The sequence below is a fragment of the Thalassobacillus sp. CUG 92003 genome (genome assembly GCF_013618635.1).
Classification (GTDB): domain Bacteria; phylum Bacillota; class Bacilli; order Bacillales; family Halobacillaceae; genus CUG-92003.
This window is the reverse complement of the sequence record NZ_JABLSJ010000004.1, coordinates 224,245-241,087: the sequence shown is the minus strand read 5'-3', so window position 1 is coordinate 241,087 and position 16,843 is coordinate 224,245. Positions and strand designations below refer to the sequence as shown.

Sequence of the window (16,843 nt, the reverse complement as noted above, 5' to 3'; positions counted from 1 at the left end):
AGCATCGTGAATTTTGGGAAAGTCTTGACCGCCATGGCTACGCCGTTCGATTCCCATGGAGAGATTGATTACGACATGACTACACAACTGGTTAACTACTTAATTGATAATGGATCAGATGGACTCGTTGTCGCGGGAACGACCGGAGAGTCACCGACGTTGACAGCTGAAGAGAAAGTATCCTTACTTCAACATGTGGTGAAAGCAGCCAACAAGCGGGTACCTGTTGTCGCAGGTACCGGAAGTAATCATACAAAGTCCTCGATTGAATTATCACAGAAAGCAGAGTCGGTTGGTGTCGATGCGCTCATGTTAGTAACACCTTATTACAACAAGCCGAATCAAAAAGGCATGTACCACCATTTTAAGACGATTGCTGATACGACATCATTGCCTGTGATGCTCTACAATGTACCTGGGCGTTCAGCAGCTGGACTTGAACCTGAGACTGTTATCGAACTGTCGAAAGTGGATAATATCGTTTCTGTGAAAGAAGCCAGCGCTAGTCTGGATGGCATTGCTAAAATCATAGAAGGAACGGATGACACGTTCTCCCTTTACAGCGGGGATGACAATTTGACCCTTCCTATTTACGCCGTAGGAGGAGACGGAGTCGTGTCAGTCTCTTCACATATCATTGGAGCTGAGATGCAGCAAATGCTCGCTTATTTTGATGAAGGTAAAGTTAAGGAAGCGTCGGCTCTTCACCGGAAATTGCTTCCCTTTATGAAAGTCATGTTCAGCGCGCCGTCGCCTACGCCTGTGAAAGCTGCGTTGAATATGAAAGGGGTGAATGTCGGCGGTGTCAGAATGCCGTTGATGCCGTTGGATCAGGCAGAAGAGGAAGCGATCAAGCAGTTAATGCCTGTATGACGCTTCTTTAAGCCTTTATCCGTAAAACGTTGACTCGAAACAATTTAACCCTTTAACGTGCAAAATATTATGAGTAATCTTTTAAGCAGTTCAATTATCGAATTAATTGGACTGCTTATTTATGTTGTGAAGACATATATGGTCGGTTCAGTTATAAGCGAGGCGCAGAACTCGGTAAAATAGCCATCGGCAGCATTATTCCAGTCTATATAGGTGTTGAAGTATGGTTATGAGGTTCGTGGTTTATACTAAGCTCAGATAATGGAAAGGAGCATAGCCATGAATGATTCATTCCAGCAAAATAGTCAAGAAGACAAAGGCCAGGACAAATCTGCTTTAGTGGAAAAAATACAACAGCTCGGGACGTCCTCCGTTCCTCAGCCGGCTGATTCTAATATCCATGTATTGTCAATCATTGGTCAAGTAGAAGGCCATATGCAGCTGCCGCCTCAAAATAAAACGACCAAGTATGAACACCTTATCCCTCAATTAATTGCGATCGAACAAAATCCAAAAATTGAAGGGCTAGTCGTCCTGTTGAACACAGTTGGAGGGGATGTTGAGGCTGGTTTAGCCATTTCGGAAATGATTGCATCATTGTCTAAACCTACGGTGTCCATCGTATTGGGCGGAGGGCATTCAATCGGTGTCCCTATTGCTGTAGCTGCGGACCATTCTTATGTCGTTGAAACAGCTACGATGACGATCCACCCCATCAGATTGAATGGGCTGGTTATCGGCGTACCTCAAACCTTTGAGTATATGGATAAAATGCAGGATCGTGTCATCAACTTTGTCACAAGGCACTCTAATATTACCGAAGACAAATTCAAGGAACTTATGTTTGCGAAAGGTAACTTGACGAGGGACATCGGTACGAATGTAGTGGGGGATAAGGCGGTTGAATATGGCATCATTGATGCAGTAGGCGGCGTAAAAGAAGCGATGGAAAAATTAAACGAAATGATCGAACAAAATAAACCAGAAGAAGATCAGGTGGTCCAATGATTTTATATACGCCTTTAAGTGAACACGATATTTTTCCTGCTCGTGACGAAGACTATCAAAACGTATTATATGGATCATTGAGAAATTGTCCTGTCAAGGTGATGGACAGTGGGGATGGGCATGTGGAAGTCGTCCAGCTTTTATCCACTGATCCCCAGGATTTTCTCGATGATCAGCTCCAGCCGGGGCGCAAAATTAAACGTTAAGTCATAGCCAAACATACGCTTGCCTGTGATATAATGAAAGATGGTACAGGATGATTTTTCACGTTCTGTCGGGAACAGCCCCAGAATAGAAAGACATCCTGATTCATTTTTTCAGGAGGTGATGTCATGGCCAGGAAAAGAAAAAAACGGCAGAACAAGAAAACGAAGCTGAAACAACAGGTGAAATTTGAACTATTCGGGCTTCTGTTTGTGTTTGTGGCCGTTTTTGGGAGCGGTGCCTCAGCAATTAGTGATGGTGCGATCCCTGGGGGGCTTGAACATGTTCTGCAATTTTTCTTTGGTGTCTGGTATTTTATTGCGTCCTTGTTCTTTTTCGCATTAGGTCTGTTTATGATGATCACTCGAAGGTGGCCACGCTTTTTACATAAACGCATGATCGGCTTTTATATTTTATTTAGCGCTGTTCTTCTGTTCACCCATATCCAGTCTTTTGAAGCGTTGCTGACGAATGACCCGGAAGCGTCTGTATTAGGCTTGACGTGGAATCAATTTTTTGACTATGTCAGTGATGAAGTGAGTTACTCAACGATTGGGGCTGGCATGACAGGCGGATTCCTTTTTGCTGTGAATTATTTCTTATTTTCAGCTACAGGAGCCAAAATCGTTTCGTTCTTTATCTTTCTTGTCGGGCTTGTGTTTATGACGGAATGGTCTATCGGCGATATTTTGAAAGGACTTTCCCAAAAGGTGAAACCGGTGGGGATGCGTCTATGGGAAAATATCAGGCAGGTCAGCTTTAATCGTAAAGATGGCTCAGCGAAACAGACCTCTGATACTGCTACGGATCAAAAAGAGGTGGAGAGCCGTTCGGTTTCCGAGGAAAGTCTTGATGAGAGTGGATACGAAGAACCGATCATACAGGATTTTACCGAATCTGCTACTTATACAGAGCCCGGAACTCCGTTAGAAGAGTCTGCTGATGAAGATAGTAAAGAAGATACATCACTTGACCAATCATTACCTTTAACCGAAGTGGAAAACATGGATTATAATCTGCCAGGTCTTGATTTATTAGATGAGCCTACTCATAATCCCCAGGCTCAGGAACGATCTCATATTCAGGCTACAGTAAGGAAGCTTGAAAAAACGTTCCAAAGTTTCGGCGTGAAAGCTAAAGTTACAAAAGTCCATGTCGGCCCCTCAGTCACGAAATACGAAGTGTACCCTGACGTGGGGGTTAAGGTCAGTAAAATCGTGAATCTGAATGATGATTTAGCCCTGGCCCTAGCCGCTAAAGACATTAGAATTGAAGCACCGATTCCGGGAAAATCAGCTGTTGGAATCGAGGTGCCCAATCAGGAAATCGCGATGGTATCGTTACGGGAAGTCTTTGATGCCAATCCAAATCCGAAAGGCTCGAAACTAAGCTTTGCCTTAGGGCGTGACATCTCCGGTGAAGCGATCATGGCTGAATTAAATAAAATGCCTCATCTATTGGTAGCAGGCGCGACCGGAAGCGGGAAGAGCGTATGTATCAATGGGATTATTACGAGCATTTTAATGCGTGCTAAACCGCATGAAGTGAAAATGATGATGATCGATCCGAAAAAAGTGGAACTGAATGTCTATAACGGTATCCCGCACCTCCTTGCACCTGTCGTGACCGACCCTAAAAAGGCTTCACGGGCATTGAAAAAAGTAGTGGATGAAATGGAAAGACGATATGAATTGTTTTCAGAAACGGGAACGAGAAATATCGAAGGTTATAATGAATATATTAAGAAACACAATCAGGAAGAAGAGAATAGTCAGCCGCAGCTTCCGTATATTGTCGTGTTAGTCGATGAGCTGGCCGACCTCATGATGGTCGCTTCGAATGATGTTGAGGACGCCATTACACGCTTAGCACAGATGGCAAGGGCGGCTGGCATCCATTTGATCATCGCTACCCAACGGCCGTCAGTCGATGTCATCACAGGCGTTATCAAAGCAAACATTCCGTCACGGATCGCCTTTAGTGTCTCATCGCAAACGGATTCCAGAACCATTCTCGATTCTGGTGGAGCGGAAAAATTGCTCGGAAAAGGCGACATGTTGTTCACGCCCGTTGGCAACAATAAACCAACGCGTGTCCAGGGGGCTTTTCTCTCTGATAATGAAGTGGAGCGGATAGTCGATTATTGTGTTGAGCAGCAAAAGGCCCAATATCAAGATGAGATGATTCCGGAAGAAGAAAACGAAGTAAAACAAGAAGTCGACGATGATTTGTATCCTGAGGCTGTCCAAATGATCATCGACATGCAAAGCGCTAGCGTATCCATGCTTCAACGCAGATTCAGAATCGGGTATACTCGAGCAGCCCGTTTGATTGATGCGATGGAAGATAACGGAATCGTAGGTCCTTACGAGGGAAGTAAGCCTAGAACCGTTCTAGTCAGTGAGTCCCAGGAAGAACATACGTCATAATGAAAAATCCCTCCATCGCTGCAAAGCAGTGGAGGGATTTATTTGTGAGCGAGCAATTATGAATAAACTTGTACGCGATTCCATAAAAATGTCCTAATTCTATTTATTTATATGTAGAAAAGTGTTATATTATTCTCGAACATGATGTGTCGAACGTCAGAGGTCAGATCTCTAGCGTAACGGAATTTTGACTTGGGGTGAAGCATATGTCGATCAGGCAAGATACGCGTCACCTTTATTTGCAGGTAATCGATCAAATAAAGCGTGACATTGAAAACGGAATACACCGAGAAAAAGAGAAATTACCTTCCGAATTTGAATTATCCAAAACACTAGGCGTTTCCAGAGCGACGCTTCGTGAGGCATTGCGCATCCTAGAAGAGGAAAATGTGGTTACGAGGAGACACGGTGTAGGAACCTTTGTTAATCCTAAACCTGTATTTTCCTCGGGAATAGAAGAACTGAATAGTGTAACGAGTATGATCGAAAAGTCCGGTATGGAGCCTGGCGTTCAATACTTATCAGCTGAACTCATTGAGCCGACTGAAGATGATAGACTGCGATTTGAACCTACCCTTATACATAAACTGGCAAAGGTGGAGCGGGTTCGGACTGCTGATAACTTACCTGTGGTGTTCTGTATTGACAAAATTCCCGAGCATTTAATACCGCTTGAAAAAGTACGTGAAGCGGACTCCATTTTTAATACAATGGAGAATTACGCCTCACAAAGGATTAGTTATGCGGTCACGCACATTGAACCGATCGGCTATCATGATCGGATTTCATCCATTTTGAACTGTGATCCTGAACAATCTTTATTGTTGTTAAAACAAATGCATTATAATTTGGATGATGAACCTGTGCTTTTGTCCTCCAATTACTTCAGGGCAGATAAATTCAGTTTCCACGTTTTACGAAAACGTGTGTAAGGGTTTTCATAATTAAGGAGGTGATGCGGTCAGGAAGGTGATCGGGGTCCTTTTTTTTCACGTGCAATTTTGAATTTTTAAAAATTTCTAGGGGGTTATTTATTTGAAGATCAAAAAGTTTATGCTGATGTTAACACTGCTTTTAGCACTTGGAATGGTGCTGGGTGCTTGTGGATCAGGAGATGAAGGATCAGGCAGTGACAGCGGAGGAGAAGATACAGAGAATAGTGGATCAGATGGCAGCGATTCAGGCAGCGCTGAAGGCGGCGACTTTTCCGTTGCAATGGTGACAGACGTTGGCGGTGTGGATGATAAATCATTCAACCAATCAGCGTGGGAAGGTCTTCAAGCGTTCGGAGAGGAACATGGCCTTGAAGAAGACGAAGGGTATGACTACGCGCAATCTGAAAGTGACGCCGATTATAATACGAACCTGAACCGCCTTGTACGCCAAGGTTATAATCTTATCTATGGCATTGGCTATCTCCTTCAGCCCGCTATTGAAGAAGTAGCTAGTCAGTATCCTGACACGAACTTCTCAATCGTTGATTCTGTTGCTGAAGGTGATAATATTGCGAGTATTACATTTAAAGAGCATCAGGGTTCCTTTCTTGCAGGGGTAGCAGCTGCACATAAAACCGAATCAAACCATGTTGGATTTGTCGGTGGTGTTGACGGGGACTTGATTAACAAATTTGAAGCAGGATATATAGCTGGTGTGAAATCAGTGAATAAAGACATCGAAGTCGACGTGGAATATGCGGGGAGCTTCGCTGCTTCCGACAAAGGGAAACTGATTGCATCTAACATGTACTCCGGCGGGGCAGATGTCATTTACCATGCTTCTGGCGCGACAGGTAATGGCGTGTTCGCTCAGGCGAAAGATATTAAAAATAACAATCCGGACGAGAATGTTTGGGTGATCGGTGTTGACCGCGACCAGCATGAAGAAGGCGCGATTGGTGACGATAACGTGACGTTGACTTCTATGGTCAAGCGCGTTGATATTGCAGTTCAGGATGTTTCCCAGCAGGCAATGGACGGAGAATTCCCAGGCGGTGAAGTGTTGGAATACGGACTTGGTGATGAGGCTATCAGCATCGCACGTACGAACGAAGAAGCACTGACTGAGGAAATCACCACGGCCATCGAAGAATGGAAGCAGAAAATTACTAACGGCGATATAGAAGTACCAAGCACGCGTGACGAACTAAAAGAATTCGAAAGTTCTTTATAAAGATGAGGAAGTAAGGCTAGGCTGCCTAGCCTTCTTCTTTTCTTTACATATAAAAAATCATCAAATGAAAAGATTGAATCCGGCCCTTTTCATTTGATGATTTTTTCAAGACGCATCAGACCTTAATTGTAGAAAATAGAGAACTGTAACGAAAGGGTGAGGTCATGGATTATGTGATAGAAATGCTGGATATTCGCAAAGAATTCCCTGGCGTTGTGGCCAATAATAATGTCAATTTACAGGTGAAACAAGGCGAAATCCATGCGTTGCTTGGAGAAAACGGAGCAGGAAAGTCCACGCTGATGAATGTATTGTTTGGCCTTTATCAGCCGGAGAAAGGCCATATTCGCGTGAAAGGTAAGGAAGTTCATATATCGAACCCTAATGTAGCCAATGATCTTGGTATCGGGATGGTTCACCAACATTTCATGCTGATTGATACATTTACGGTTACGGAAAACATCGTCTTAGGCAGTGAACCCAAAAAGAATGCTACGGTTGATATTCGTCAGGCTGAAAAACAAGTGAAAGAACTCTCGGAGCAATACGGGCTGAATGTTGACCCGCGTGCCAAAATCAGAGATATATCCGTAGGGATGCAGCAGCGGGTAGAGATACTCAAAACCCTTTACAGAGGCGCGGAAATTCTTATTTTGGATGAGCCGACTGCGGTCCTCACACCTCCAGAAATTAAGGAATTGACTGAAATCATGCGCAGTCTGGTACGAGAGGGTAAATCAATCATTCTCATCACCCATAAATTGAAAGAGATTATGGAGGTGTGTGATCGCTGTACAGTCATTCGAAAAGGGGAAGGCATCGATACATTGAACGTTTCTGATACGAATGTCACGGAACTTGCTTCACTTATGGTTGGCCGAGAAGTCAGTTTCACTTCTGAAAAGACACCTGCAGAACCCAAGGATAAGTATCTATCTGTCGTCGATCTACACGTGAAAGACAGTCGTGGTGTGGAAATGGTCAAAGGTGTCAACTTGGATGTCCATGCTGGCGAAATAGTCGGCATAGCTGGGGTTGACGGTAATGGCCAGACAGAATTGATTGAAGCAATCACGGGATTGCGTAAAAGCGATTCAGGCAGCATCACGATTCATGGCCAAAACATCGCCAATCAAACACCTCGAAAAGTTACGGAGTCGGGCATTTCGCACATTCCGCAAGATCGTCACAAGTTCGGTCTGGTATTGGATTTCCCAATGAGAGAAAACATGGTGCTGCAAACGTATTATCAAAACCCGTTCGCAAAATCAGGGATCTTAAATTATAAATCCATATCCGAAAAAGCCAAATCGTTAATAGAAGAGTACGATGTGCGAACGCCCAGTATTTTCACCCATGCCCGTTCCTTATCAGGCGGAAATCAGCAAAAAGCGATCATAGGTAGAGAGATCGATCGTTCACCTGATTTGATTGTGGCAGCTCAGCCAACTAGGGGATTGGACGTTGGGGCGATTGAATTCATCCATAACAAGTTAATTGAAGAACGCGGTAAAGGGCGCGCTGTTTTGCTTTTGTCGTTCGAATTGGATGAAATCATGAATTTGAGCGATCGCATCGCCGTTATGTTTGACGGTGAAGTGGTGGCCGAAACATCGCCTGAAGACACAGATGAGCAGGAGCTAGGCTTATTGATGGCTGGCAGCAAACAGCAGCAGAAAGAGGGGGACGCGTAATGTTTTCGAATCGTTTAGTGAATATACTGATTCCGATAATCTCGGTCATCCTCGGTCTGCTTTCAGGCGCATTCATCATGCTTATTTTCGGCTATAATCCGATTCAAGGCTATGCAGCTTTATGGAATGGAGCGTTCGGTGACCTTTATTTCTTAGGAGAAACGATACGCCAGGTCACCCCTTACATATTGTCGGGACTGGCGGTAGCCTTCGCTTTCCGAACAGGGTTGTTTAATATCGGAGTAGAAGGTCAAGTATTTATGGGATGGCTGGCATCTGTCTGGGTTGGCGTTTCATTTGAAGCACCGATGATCATCCACCTGCCGCTTGCCATACTTGCTGCTGCTTTAGCAGGTGCGGCCTGGGGGTTTGTACCAGGTTTATTGAAAGCCAAACTCGGCGTTCACGAAGTAATCGTGACCATTATGATGAACTATATTGCTTTATACTCAGCGAACGCCATTGTGAGACATGTCATTACGGATAATGCGGACAAAACAGAACAAGTGGCACCGACAGCTTCACTCGGTTCTGAATGGTTGGAGCAGTTGACTTACTTTTCACGTCTGCACTACGGTTTCGTTGTAGCTTTATTTGGCGCTCTGATCATGTGGTTCCTTCTTAATAAAACGGTTCGGGGCTTTGAGCTTCGTTCTGTCGGTTTCAACAAAGATGCCTCTCATTATGCCGGCATGAACGTCAGTCGAAACATTATTCTGTCGATGGTGATTTCCGGAGCCTTCGCTGGGTTGGCGGGCGCGATGGAAGGAATCGGCACATTTGGTTATTACTCGGTCAAGTCTGGCTTCACAAATATCGGATTTGACGGAATTGCGGTTGCCCTACTAGGAGGAAATGCGGCCATCGGGGTTATTTTTGCCGCCTTTTTATTCGGAACCCTTAAAATCGGGGCTTTGAATATGCCGACACAAGCTGGTGTGCCAACAGAGCTCGTTGAAATTGTCATCGCCTTGATCATATTCTTTGTAGCCTCAAGTTATATGATTCGCTGGCTGATCCTGCGATTTAAAAAGGAGGGGAAATAAATGGCATTTTTTGAAATTTTGCAAACGATCATTCCCCAAGCGATTTTCTTTGCCGCCCCTCTTATTTTGACGGCTGTCGGTGGCGTCTTCAGTGAACGTTCCGGGGTAGTAAACATTGGGCTCGAAGGACTCATGGTAATGGGGGCTTTCGTCGGGATTGTATTCAGTCTAACGTTCGATAGTGTTTTGGGCGGCTGGACACCATGGGTCGCCATTATAGCTGCCATGTTTATTTCTTCTTTGTTTTCTATCATTCATGCGCTAGCTTCAGTCACATTCAGAGCCGATCAGGTCGTAAGCGGCGTAGCCATCAATTTCCTTGCTCTAGGATTAGGGTTATTCCTGACAGAGCAGTGGTACGGTAAAGGTCAAACGGATATTGTCGAACGCCCATTTTATTCCACTGATGTATTTTTATTGAGCGACATTCCGATTATCGGGCCCTTGTTCTTTTCAGGACTTGCATTGACTTCGTATTTGGCTATCATTTTAGCGTTTGTCGGGTGGTTCGTATTATTTAAAACCCCATTCGGATTAAGACTTCGTTCTGTCGGCGAACACCCGATGGCAGCGGATACCAACGGCATTAACGTAACGAAGATTCGTTATATTGCAGTTATGATTTCCGGTGCCATGGGGGGACTCGGCGGATCCGTTTACGCTCTGACAATTGCTTTGAACTTCTCTCACGCTACAATTGTAGGACAAGGGTTCATGTCCCTGGCAGCTGTCATATTTGGGAAATGGCATCCTCTAGGTGCTCTAGGCGCTGCCTTATTTTTCGGATTTGCCCAAAGTTTGAGTTATGTGGGCTCTGACGTCCCGTTATTAGCTGATATCCCGCAAGTTTACCTCATGATTGCACCTTATGTGCTCACCATATTGGCTCTTGCCGGATTCATCGGACGTGCCGAGGCCCCGAAAGCTATCGGGAAACCTTACATCAAAGGAAGCAGGTAATGAAAACAAAAAGCATTCCTTCTTCTAAGCGAAAAAGGAAAATAAATGGAATGTCCCAAACAAGAACGCTCGGATTATAATATCCAGCGTTCTTGTATTTTTATTACCTTATATAAATTCCCTCCCGTTTAAGAAGAAATAGTGCTTTTAGTCAATCAGAATCTAGATCTTTTTACTTATTAATGAATGGCGTATAATCAATGCTAAACTGAGAAGTTGTCTGGGATTTTAGGAAGGAGAATCTAATATTGCTATTGTATAACCCCTTTTGATTTCTACAGGCTTTATCAGAAGAGAAAAGAAGGTCTCAAAGTCCATAAGTAGTGTTTTCTCCCTCTGAATTATCGTATTTCATTTCAATAATAACTATCCGCTTATAGGATCTCTTTTCTGTTATGTTAACGAAAGGGGCTGGAAAGCGAGTTGTTTCCCAGCCACCCCTAGCTTTTGAAATGTAAAGGACCCAAATGTTCTCAAAACTGAGTCTTCCGTGTGGATCGAAGTTAACAATAGCATGAGCACGTTGGTCATTGGTGTTGAGTATGAGATAATACAAGGCATGCTTTTTTATCTGTTTTTCTAATGGAGGATTCATATACATAAAAACAACCGGAGTTTATTTTTTACTTTTTCTAAGAATTCCCTTACGATTGGGAGAGTACCTTTTCATAAGGTTCTGTTAAATCCAGTGGTGATGGTTTATTCACCACGCTTTCCTATACCACTCGAATTTATCAACAGCGTTTAAGAGAGTCTTTCATAAAAAAGGGATAAACAAACTTATATAGAAAATAATAGACATGAGAATTGAGTCTTGGGAGGTTTAATAATGGAATTAAGTAATGAAAAAGTTTATCAAAAACAAGGCTATCGCTTACATATATTACCCAGCAAGAAATATAAGACCATTAACGTTGTAGCGAAATTCAAAGCCCCGATTAAACGTCAATCTATCACAGAGCGAGCCCTATTGCCTCAAGTCTTGCAAAAAGCGACCAATCAGCATCCGAATATCCGCTCGCTGCAATCAGCTTTTGAGGATTTATATGGAATGGCTCTTTCAAGTGATGGAACAAAAAAAGGTGAAAGCCATGTCATCAGTTTCAGAATGGAAGTGGTGAACGAAGCTTTTTTAAAGGATAACGCGCCAATTTTAGATCAGGCGTTACAACTTTTTAATGAGGTACTGTTTTCCCCTAAAGCGGAAAATGGCGCATTTGATGAGAAAATCGTTGAACGTGAAAAGCAGACCCTCGAACAAAAAATCAGATCCATTAAAGATGATAAAATGAATTACGCGAATATGCGCCTCATTGACCATATGTGTGAAGGTGAGCCCTATTCTCTACATGTGCACGGTTATTTGGACGATTTAGCGACGATTACGCCCCAAACCTTGCACACGTACTATCAAAAATTCATTGAACAAGATTTATTAGATGTCTACGTCATTGGCGATTTTGACGAAGCTGAAATAGAACAGAGTGTAGATGAGTACTTCACTCGTCCTACTAGCGATAACGAGGATGTACCGGCTCAAAGCACGTCTTCACCTGTTGAGTCGGTCAATGAAGTGACAGAACGTGAAGAATTAAATCAAGGCAAGTTGCACATAGGCTTCAGGACATTCACACATTTCGGTGATGAAGATTATTACGCCCTACAGATCTTCAATGGATTGTTTGGAGGCTTCCCTAGTTCAAAATTATTTGAGAATGTAAGGGAAAAACACAGCCTTGCTTATTATGCAGCTTCTCGGTTTGAAAGTCATAAAGGGTTATTGCTCGTGTTCAGCGGAATCGACCCAAATGATTATGAGCAGGCCAAAACAATTATTTTAGAACAGTTACAAGCCATGAAAGAAGGACGTTTTACCGAGGAGGAAGTAGCTGAAACACGCGAACAGGTCATCAATCAGTTGCTGGAAACGATGGACAGCGCACAGGGTCTGATTGAAATTCTTTACCATAAAATCCTCTCTCATGGAGATATGACCCTGGACGATTTAATGAAAGGCATAAAAAATGTGACACATGATCAGGTCGTCAAAGTGGCCGATAAAATTGAACTGGATACGATTTATTTCTTAACCAGCAATGAGCAAGGGGGAGAGGAAGCATGAAGGAACTACGTTATGAACAAATCCAAGAAACGATTTATACGGAAACTTTAGATAACGGGTTGGAAGTATTTTTACTTTCCAAGCCGGAAATGGCGAAAACGTACGGCGTTTTCACGACCAATTATGGTTCAATTGATCAGACATTCACCCCGCTCGGTGGAGATGAGCATGTGAAGGTGCCTGAAGGCATTGCCCACTTCCTTGAGCATAAAATGTTTGAAAAAGAAGATCGCGATGTCTTTCAGGATTTCACCAAAAAAGGCGCTTCAGCTAATGCCTTCACCTCGTTTACGAAAACGGCGTACTTATTTACGGCAACCAGTCAGGTTGATGATAATGTAAAAACGTTACTTGACTTTGTGCAAGACCCGTACTTCTCGAAAGAATCCGTTGATAAAGAAAAAGGCATTATCGGGCAGGAAATTCGGATGTATGACGACCAGCCGGATTGGCAAGCGTTTTTTGGCACAATCCAAAGCATGTATCATGAGCACCCCGTTAAAGTGGATATTGCCGGTACCATTGATTCGATCAACCAAATTACGAAAGATGATCTCTATTCATGTTACGAAACGTTTTATCACCCTTCTAATATGATTTTGTTTGTTGCCGGAAATTTTGATGTGCAGGCGATGATGGATTTGATTCGCAGCAACCAGCAGGCTAAAGAATTTCCACCTATACCGGAAATCGATCGCTCTTACCCTGAAGAGCCAGCTCATGTAGCGGTCAGAGAAGATTCAATTGAGATGCCTGTAACCCGTGCCAAGTCACTCGTGGGTCTCAAGGAAAAGGTGACACATTTAAGCGGGAAAGAACTTTTACAGTCGGAACTTCTCTCAAGCATGATTTTAGACTACTATTTTTCCAAGAGCGGGGCATTTTACGAAGAATTGTATGAGCGCGATTTGATTGATGACAGTTTCCATTTCGAAACAGAGCTTGATCGTCAGTTCGGTTTCACTATTTTAGGCGGTGACACAAGACAGCCGGATGAGTTAGCCAGGCGCGTTAAAGAAATGCTTCATCAACTAAAAGAAGAAAAAATCGGAAAAGAAGATTTTGAACGAATGAAACGCAAAAAAATCGGACAATTCGTCCGTTCGCTTAATTCGATGGAGTTTATTGCCAACCAATTTTCCCATTACCATGTGCTCGGTGTTGATTTATTTGAAGTATTGCCGGAAATCGAAAAGCTTACCGTTGCAGATGCGGAACAGTTTCTTGAGCATTGGGTCAAAGATGACCAAATCAGCGTTTTTCAAGTTTTACCACAAAAAGAGCAGGTTTCTTAATGAGCAGAAATTGCTTGATCCTTGGTGCGAGCGGTGGAATTGGCAAGGCAACAGCTTTACAATTAGCTGAATCAGGTTATAACCTTTGTCTACAGTATTACCAAAACGCTCATCATCTCTCAGATTTGCAAGACGCAATACATGAGGACCAATGGCTCGGTGCGATTCAGGCAGATTTATCCTGTTCGGAAGGCATTCAATCATTTATTGCTGGCTTGCCCTATGTTTTTGATGCTGTCGTATTTACAGGCGGCACGTCACTCCGTTCTCTCCTTCAAGATAGTGCTGAAGCGGATATGGATAAGTTGTATCACCTCCATGTAAAATCAGTGTGGAGGATCACGCAGCACCTGTTACCTGATATGTTACGAAAGCAGGAAGGACATATCATCATCGTTTCTTCGATATGGGGGGAAGAAGGCGGAAGTATGGAGAGCCTTTATAGCTCTGTTAAAGGGGCACAAATAAGCTTTGTCAAAGCGTTAGCAAAAGAAGTCGCCCCCAATGGTGTTTACGTAAATGGCGTGACACCCGGGTTCATCGATACTGCCATGAATCAGTCATTTAACGAATCTGACTTCAGTGCGATTCAACAGGACATTCCGATGGGGCGGGTAGGAAGGCCCGGGGAAGTAGCGCGAGCGGTAGACTTTCTTTTAAGCGAAAGGGCAAGTTATATTAACGGCCACTTATTAAAAGTGAACGGAGCTTGGAATTAATCGGAAACAATGTGTATATTTCTCTAATTTCTTCTCATACTAACCATGTAATCCAAATAAAGGAGGAAATTGGGATGTCCGTTCTTGAAAATTTTGATTCCTGGAAGGATTTTCTAGGTGATCGTTTACACCAAGCTCAAGGTGAAGGCATGGATCAAGAGACCGTTTCAGATTTAGCTTATGAAATTGGTGGTTATTTGTCTAAACAAGTGGATGCACAAAATGACCAGGAAGCTGTATTGCGCGATCTTTGGAATGTTGCTGATGAAAAGGAAAAGCATGCTATTGCCAACATGATGGTTAAATACGTTCAAAATGAAGGTACCGAATAAATTTTTTCAATTCCCTGGCCGCACATCAATGTGCGGCTTTTTATGTCGAATTATTTCGACATTCTGTAGAAACTGTCATTATCTCCTTTTCTATTCGGTGAAAATCATTTATGATAAGGGAAGAGAATTTCCCGAGCACTTACAAAATATAACAGGATTTCCAGAGGAGTTTTTACCATGGAGAAAAAAGAATGGTATTTAGAATATGAAATCCAATACAATCGTCCTGGACTATTAGGAGATATATCCTCTCTGCTTGGTATGATGGAAATAAATATCGTGACCATCAATGGAGTAGAAAATTCCCATAGAGGCATGCTGTTGTTATGTAAAGACGATGAACAAATTACGCGATTACGTTCCATCTTAAAAACGATGGATACCATAAAAGTTACGAAGATACGGCGCCCTAAACTTCGGGACCGGTTAGCGGTAAGACATGGCCGTTATATACATAGTGACATTGATGATCGGAAAACATTCCGTTTTAATCGTGAAGATTTAGGCTTACTTGTTGATTTTATGGCTGAACTGTTTATGAAAAAAGGCCATAAACTGGTAGGTTTGCGAGGTATGCCGAGAGTGGGTAAGACAGAATCTGTTGTGGCGGCAAGTGTGTGTGCGAATAAACACTGGTTATTTGTATCGAGTACCTTGCTGAAACAAACGATTCGCAATCAGCTGATCGAAGACGAGTATAGTGAAGATACACTTTATATTATCGATGGGATTGTTTCGGCTCGTCGCGCTAATGAAAAACACTGGCAGCTGGTCAGAGAAATTATGAGGCTGCCTGCTACGAAGGTAGTTGAACATCCTGATATTTTTGTGCAAGAAACCGAATATTCAATGGATGACTTCGATTATATTATTGAATTAAGAAATAAAGAAGATGAAGAAATCACTTATGAAACAGTGCAAAAACCAGAATTGGAAATAAATGATGGTTTTTCAATGTTTGATTTTTAAAATGGATGGTGTTAGATATGGAGATCGGACCTCGACTCAAAGAAGCCCGAGAAGAACAGGGCATGTCCATTGGGCAAGTCCAAGAAGTGACCAAGATACAAAAGCGATATCTCCAAGCCATTGAAGAAAATAACTTCGGTGTGCTGCCTGGCAAGTTTTACACACGGGCATTTATCAGAGAATATGCTGCAGCCGTAGGGTTGGACCCGGAAGCATTCATGGAAGAGCATCAGAATGAACTGCCTTCAAATGAAGACGAGAATGTAGTTCATTACAGTCGAGCGCAAAAATCACGGCAAGATGTGTCATCATCAAAGGGTTCAGCTTTATCTAAAATCTTTCCGACCTTGATAACAATTGTTTTGATTGTTGGCATTATAGTGTTGGCATTGTATTTTTATCAACAATCAACGGGCCCAAATGACGGTTCCGGTGAGCCTGAAGATGACAATCAGGTGGAAGTTCAGCTCCCTGGTGGATCTTCTGAGGACGATTCTGAAGACGAAAATGACGCTGGAAGCGATGACGGCGAGAATGAAGGATCTTCAGACGAACAGGGAGACGAATCAGGAAATGGATCCGACAATCAAGATGACGGAAATAATGATAATAGCAGCACGAATGAGGATGCTGAAACGAAAACGACAGAATTCGAACTTCAAGAAACGGGAAGCGGGAATTTTCCTGAGCACACCTATGAAATGGTGAGTAATGAAGGTGCGGAAGTCGGCATTAAATTATCAGGCACGTCTTACCTTGAAGTTGAGGATGGCAATGGCGAATCCTTCGCTATGGGAGAGTATGATGGCTCAGATTCACCTTTATCTTATGATTTATCAGGTAAGGACCGGATTTACATCAAAATTGGCAACGCGTCGGTTACAGAAATTGAAATAAATGGTAAACAGCTTGAATACCCGGTCGATCCTCAAGAAACGGTCAGTCAAAAGATATGGGTGGATGTATCAGAACCTAATAACAATTAAGGCTAAACTGTCTCAAAAAGAACGTTTATAATCGGGA

15 protein-coding genes are annotated in these 16,843 nt (G+C 43.1%); all 15 read left to right on the top strand.

Going from position 1 to position 16,843, the window contains the following annotated elements:
• Window positions 1-3: 3 nt before the first annotated feature.
• The 15 genes from dapA (at window position 4) to HOP45_RS07925 (ending at window position 16,806) form a co-directional block, all read left to right on the top strand.
• Window positions 4-873 (top strand): 4-hydroxy-tetrahydrodipicolinate synthase, encoded by an 870-nt coding sequence (dapA, locus tag HOP45_RS07995; protein ID WP_370457989.1) that lies wholly within the window; start codon window positions 4-6, stop codon window positions 871-873.
• Between the two features lie 279 nt (window positions 874-1,152).
• A complete protein-coding gene (locus HOP45_RS07990) occupies window positions 1,153-1,881 on the top strand; it encodes a ClpP family protease (protein WP_181348656.1) in 729 nt (242 codons plus the stop codon).
• Entirely contained in the window at window positions 1,878-2,087 is a 210-nt protein-coding gene (locus HOP45_RS07985) for a YlzJ-like family protein (RefSeq protein WP_181348654.1), read from the top strand. Before HOP45_RS07990 ends, HOP45_RS07985 begins: the two co-directional genes overlap by 4 nt.
• Before the next feature lie 126 nt (window positions 2,088-2,213).
• Window positions 2,214-4,514: an FtsK/SpoIIIE family DNA translocase gene (locus HOP45_RS07980; protein WP_181348652.1), complete on the top strand. Its 2,301-nt coding sequence runs from the start codon at window positions 2,214-2,216 to the stop codon at window positions 4,512-4,514.
• A gap of 206 nt (window positions 4,515-4,720) precedes the next feature.
• Complete coding sequence (locus HOP45_RS07975) at window positions 4,721-5,446, top strand: GntR family transcriptional regulator (RefSeq protein ID WP_181348650.1); 726 nt, start codon at window positions 4,721-4,723, stop codon at window positions 5,444-5,446.
• 121 nt (window positions 5,447-5,567) lie between these two features.
• Entirely contained in the window at window positions 5,568-6,683 is a 1,116-nt protein-coding gene (locus HOP45_RS07970; protein WP_483316424.1) for a BMP family lipoprotein, read from the top strand.
• A gap of 164 nt (window positions 6,684-6,847) precedes the next feature.
• Window positions 6,848-8,377, top strand: a complete 1,530-nt coding sequence (locus HOP45_RS07965; protein ID WP_181348647.1) for an ABC transporter ATP-binding protein — start codon at window positions 6,848-6,850, stop codon at window positions 8,375-8,377.
• Window positions 8,377-9,423, top strand: a complete 1,047-nt coding sequence (locus HOP45_RS07960) for an ABC transporter permease (RefSeq protein ID WP_181348645.1) — start codon at window positions 8,377-8,379, stop codon at window positions 9,421-9,423. Before HOP45_RS07965 ends, HOP45_RS07960 begins: the two co-directional genes overlap by 1 nt.
• Window positions 9,424-10,383, top strand: coding sequence for an ABC transporter permease (locus HOP45_RS07955; RefSeq protein WP_181348643.1), 960 nt, complete (start codon window positions 9,424-9,426; stop codon window positions 10,381-10,383).
• Between the two features lie 829 nt (window positions 10,384-11,212).
• Window positions 11,213-12,505: an EF-P 5-aminopentanol modification-associated protein YfmF gene (yfmF, locus tag HOP45_RS07950; RefSeq protein ID WP_181348641.1), complete on the top strand. Its 1,293-nt coding sequence runs from the start codon at window positions 11,213-11,215 to the stop codon at window positions 12,503-12,505.
• The gene (yfmH, locus tag HOP45_RS07945; RefSeq protein WP_181348639.1) at window positions 12,502-13,800 is read left to right on the top strand and encodes an EF-P 5-aminopentanol modification-associated protein YfmH; all 1,299 of its coding nucleotides are present in this window, start codon (window positions 12,502-12,504) and stop codon (window positions 13,798-13,800) included. The genes yfmF and yfmH overlap by 4 nt, the downstream gene beginning before the upstream one ends.
• Window positions 13,800-14,519: an elongation factor P 5-aminopentanone reductase gene (ymfI, locus tag HOP45_RS07940; RefSeq protein ID WP_181348637.1), complete on the top strand. Its 720-nt coding sequence runs from the start codon at window positions 13,800-13,802 to the stop codon at window positions 14,517-14,519. The genes yfmH and ymfI overlap by 1 nt, the downstream gene beginning before the upstream one ends.
• Window positions 14,520-14,593: 74 nt before the next feature.
• Window positions 14,594-14,851 (top strand): DUF3243 domain-containing protein, encoded by a 258-nt coding sequence (locus HOP45_RS07935; RefSeq protein ID WP_181348635.1) that lies wholly within the window; start codon window positions 14,594-14,596, stop codon window positions 14,849-14,851.
• Between the two features lie 177 nt (window positions 14,852-15,028).
• Window positions 15,029-15,820: a DUF3388 domain-containing protein gene (locus HOP45_RS07930; protein ID WP_181348633.1), complete on the top strand. Its 792-nt coding sequence runs from the start codon at window positions 15,029-15,031 to the stop codon at window positions 15,818-15,820.
• 17 nt (window positions 15,821-15,837) lie between these two features.
• Window positions 15,838-16,806: a helix-turn-helix domain-containing protein gene (locus tag HOP45_RS07925; RefSeq protein WP_181348631.1), complete on the top strand. Its 969-nt coding sequence runs from the start codon at window positions 15,838-15,840 to the stop codon at window positions 16,804-16,806.
• The last annotated feature ends 37 nt before the right edge of the window (window positions 16,807-16,843 follow it).

Coding starts and splice junctions, on each gene's coding strand:
- ymfI (WP_181348637.1), top strand. CDS start 13,800: ATGAGCAGAAATTGCTTGATCCTTGGTGCGAGCGGTGGAATTGGCAAG.
- HOP45_RS07975 (WP_181348650.1), top strand. CDS start 4,721: ATGTCGATCAGGCAAGATACGCGTCACCTTTATTTGCAGGTAATCGAT.
- yfmF (WP_181348641.1), top strand. CDS start 11,213: ATGGAATTAAGTAATGAAAAAGTTTATCAAAAACAAGGCTATCGCTTA.
- HOP45_RS07985 (WP_181348654.1), top strand. CDS start 1,878: ATGATTTTATATACGCCTTTAAGTGAACACGATATTTTTCCTGCTCGT.
- HOP45_RS07925 (WP_181348631.1), top strand. CDS start 15,838: ATGGAGATCGGACCTCGACTCAAAGAAGCCCGAGAAGAACAGGGCATG.
- HOP45_RS07965 (WP_181348647.1), top strand. CDS start 6,848: ATGGATTATGTGATAGAAATGCTGGATATTCGCAAAGAATTCCCTGGC.
- HOP45_RS07955 (WP_181348643.1), top strand. CDS start 9,424: ATGGCATTTTTTGAAATTTTGCAAACGATCATTCCCCAAGCGATTTTC.
- HOP45_RS07960 (WP_181348645.1), top strand. CDS start 8,377: ATGTTTTCGAATCGTTTAGTGAATATACTGATTCCGATAATCTCGGTC.
- HOP45_RS07935 (WP_181348635.1), top strand. CDS start 14,594: ATGTCCGTTCTTGAAAATTTTGATTCCTGGAAGGATTTTCTAGGTGAT.
- HOP45_RS07930 (WP_181348633.1), top strand. CDS start 15,029: ATGGAGAAAAAAGAATGGTATTTAGAATATGAAATCCAATACAATCGT.
- yfmH (WP_181348639.1), top strand. CDS start 12,502: ATGAAGGAACTACGTTATGAACAAATCCAAGAAACGATTTATACGGAA.
- HOP45_RS07990 (WP_181348656.1), top strand. CDS start 1,153: ATGAATGATTCATTCCAGCAAAATAGTCAAGAAGACAAAGGCCAGGAC.
- HOP45_RS07980 (WP_181348652.1), top strand. CDS start 2,214: ATGGCCAGGAAAAGAAAAAAACGGCAGAACAAGAAAACGAAGCTGAAA.
- HOP45_RS07970 (WP_483316424.1), top strand. CDS start 5,568: ATGCTGATGTTAACACTGCTTTTAGCACTTGGAATGGTGCTGGGTGCT.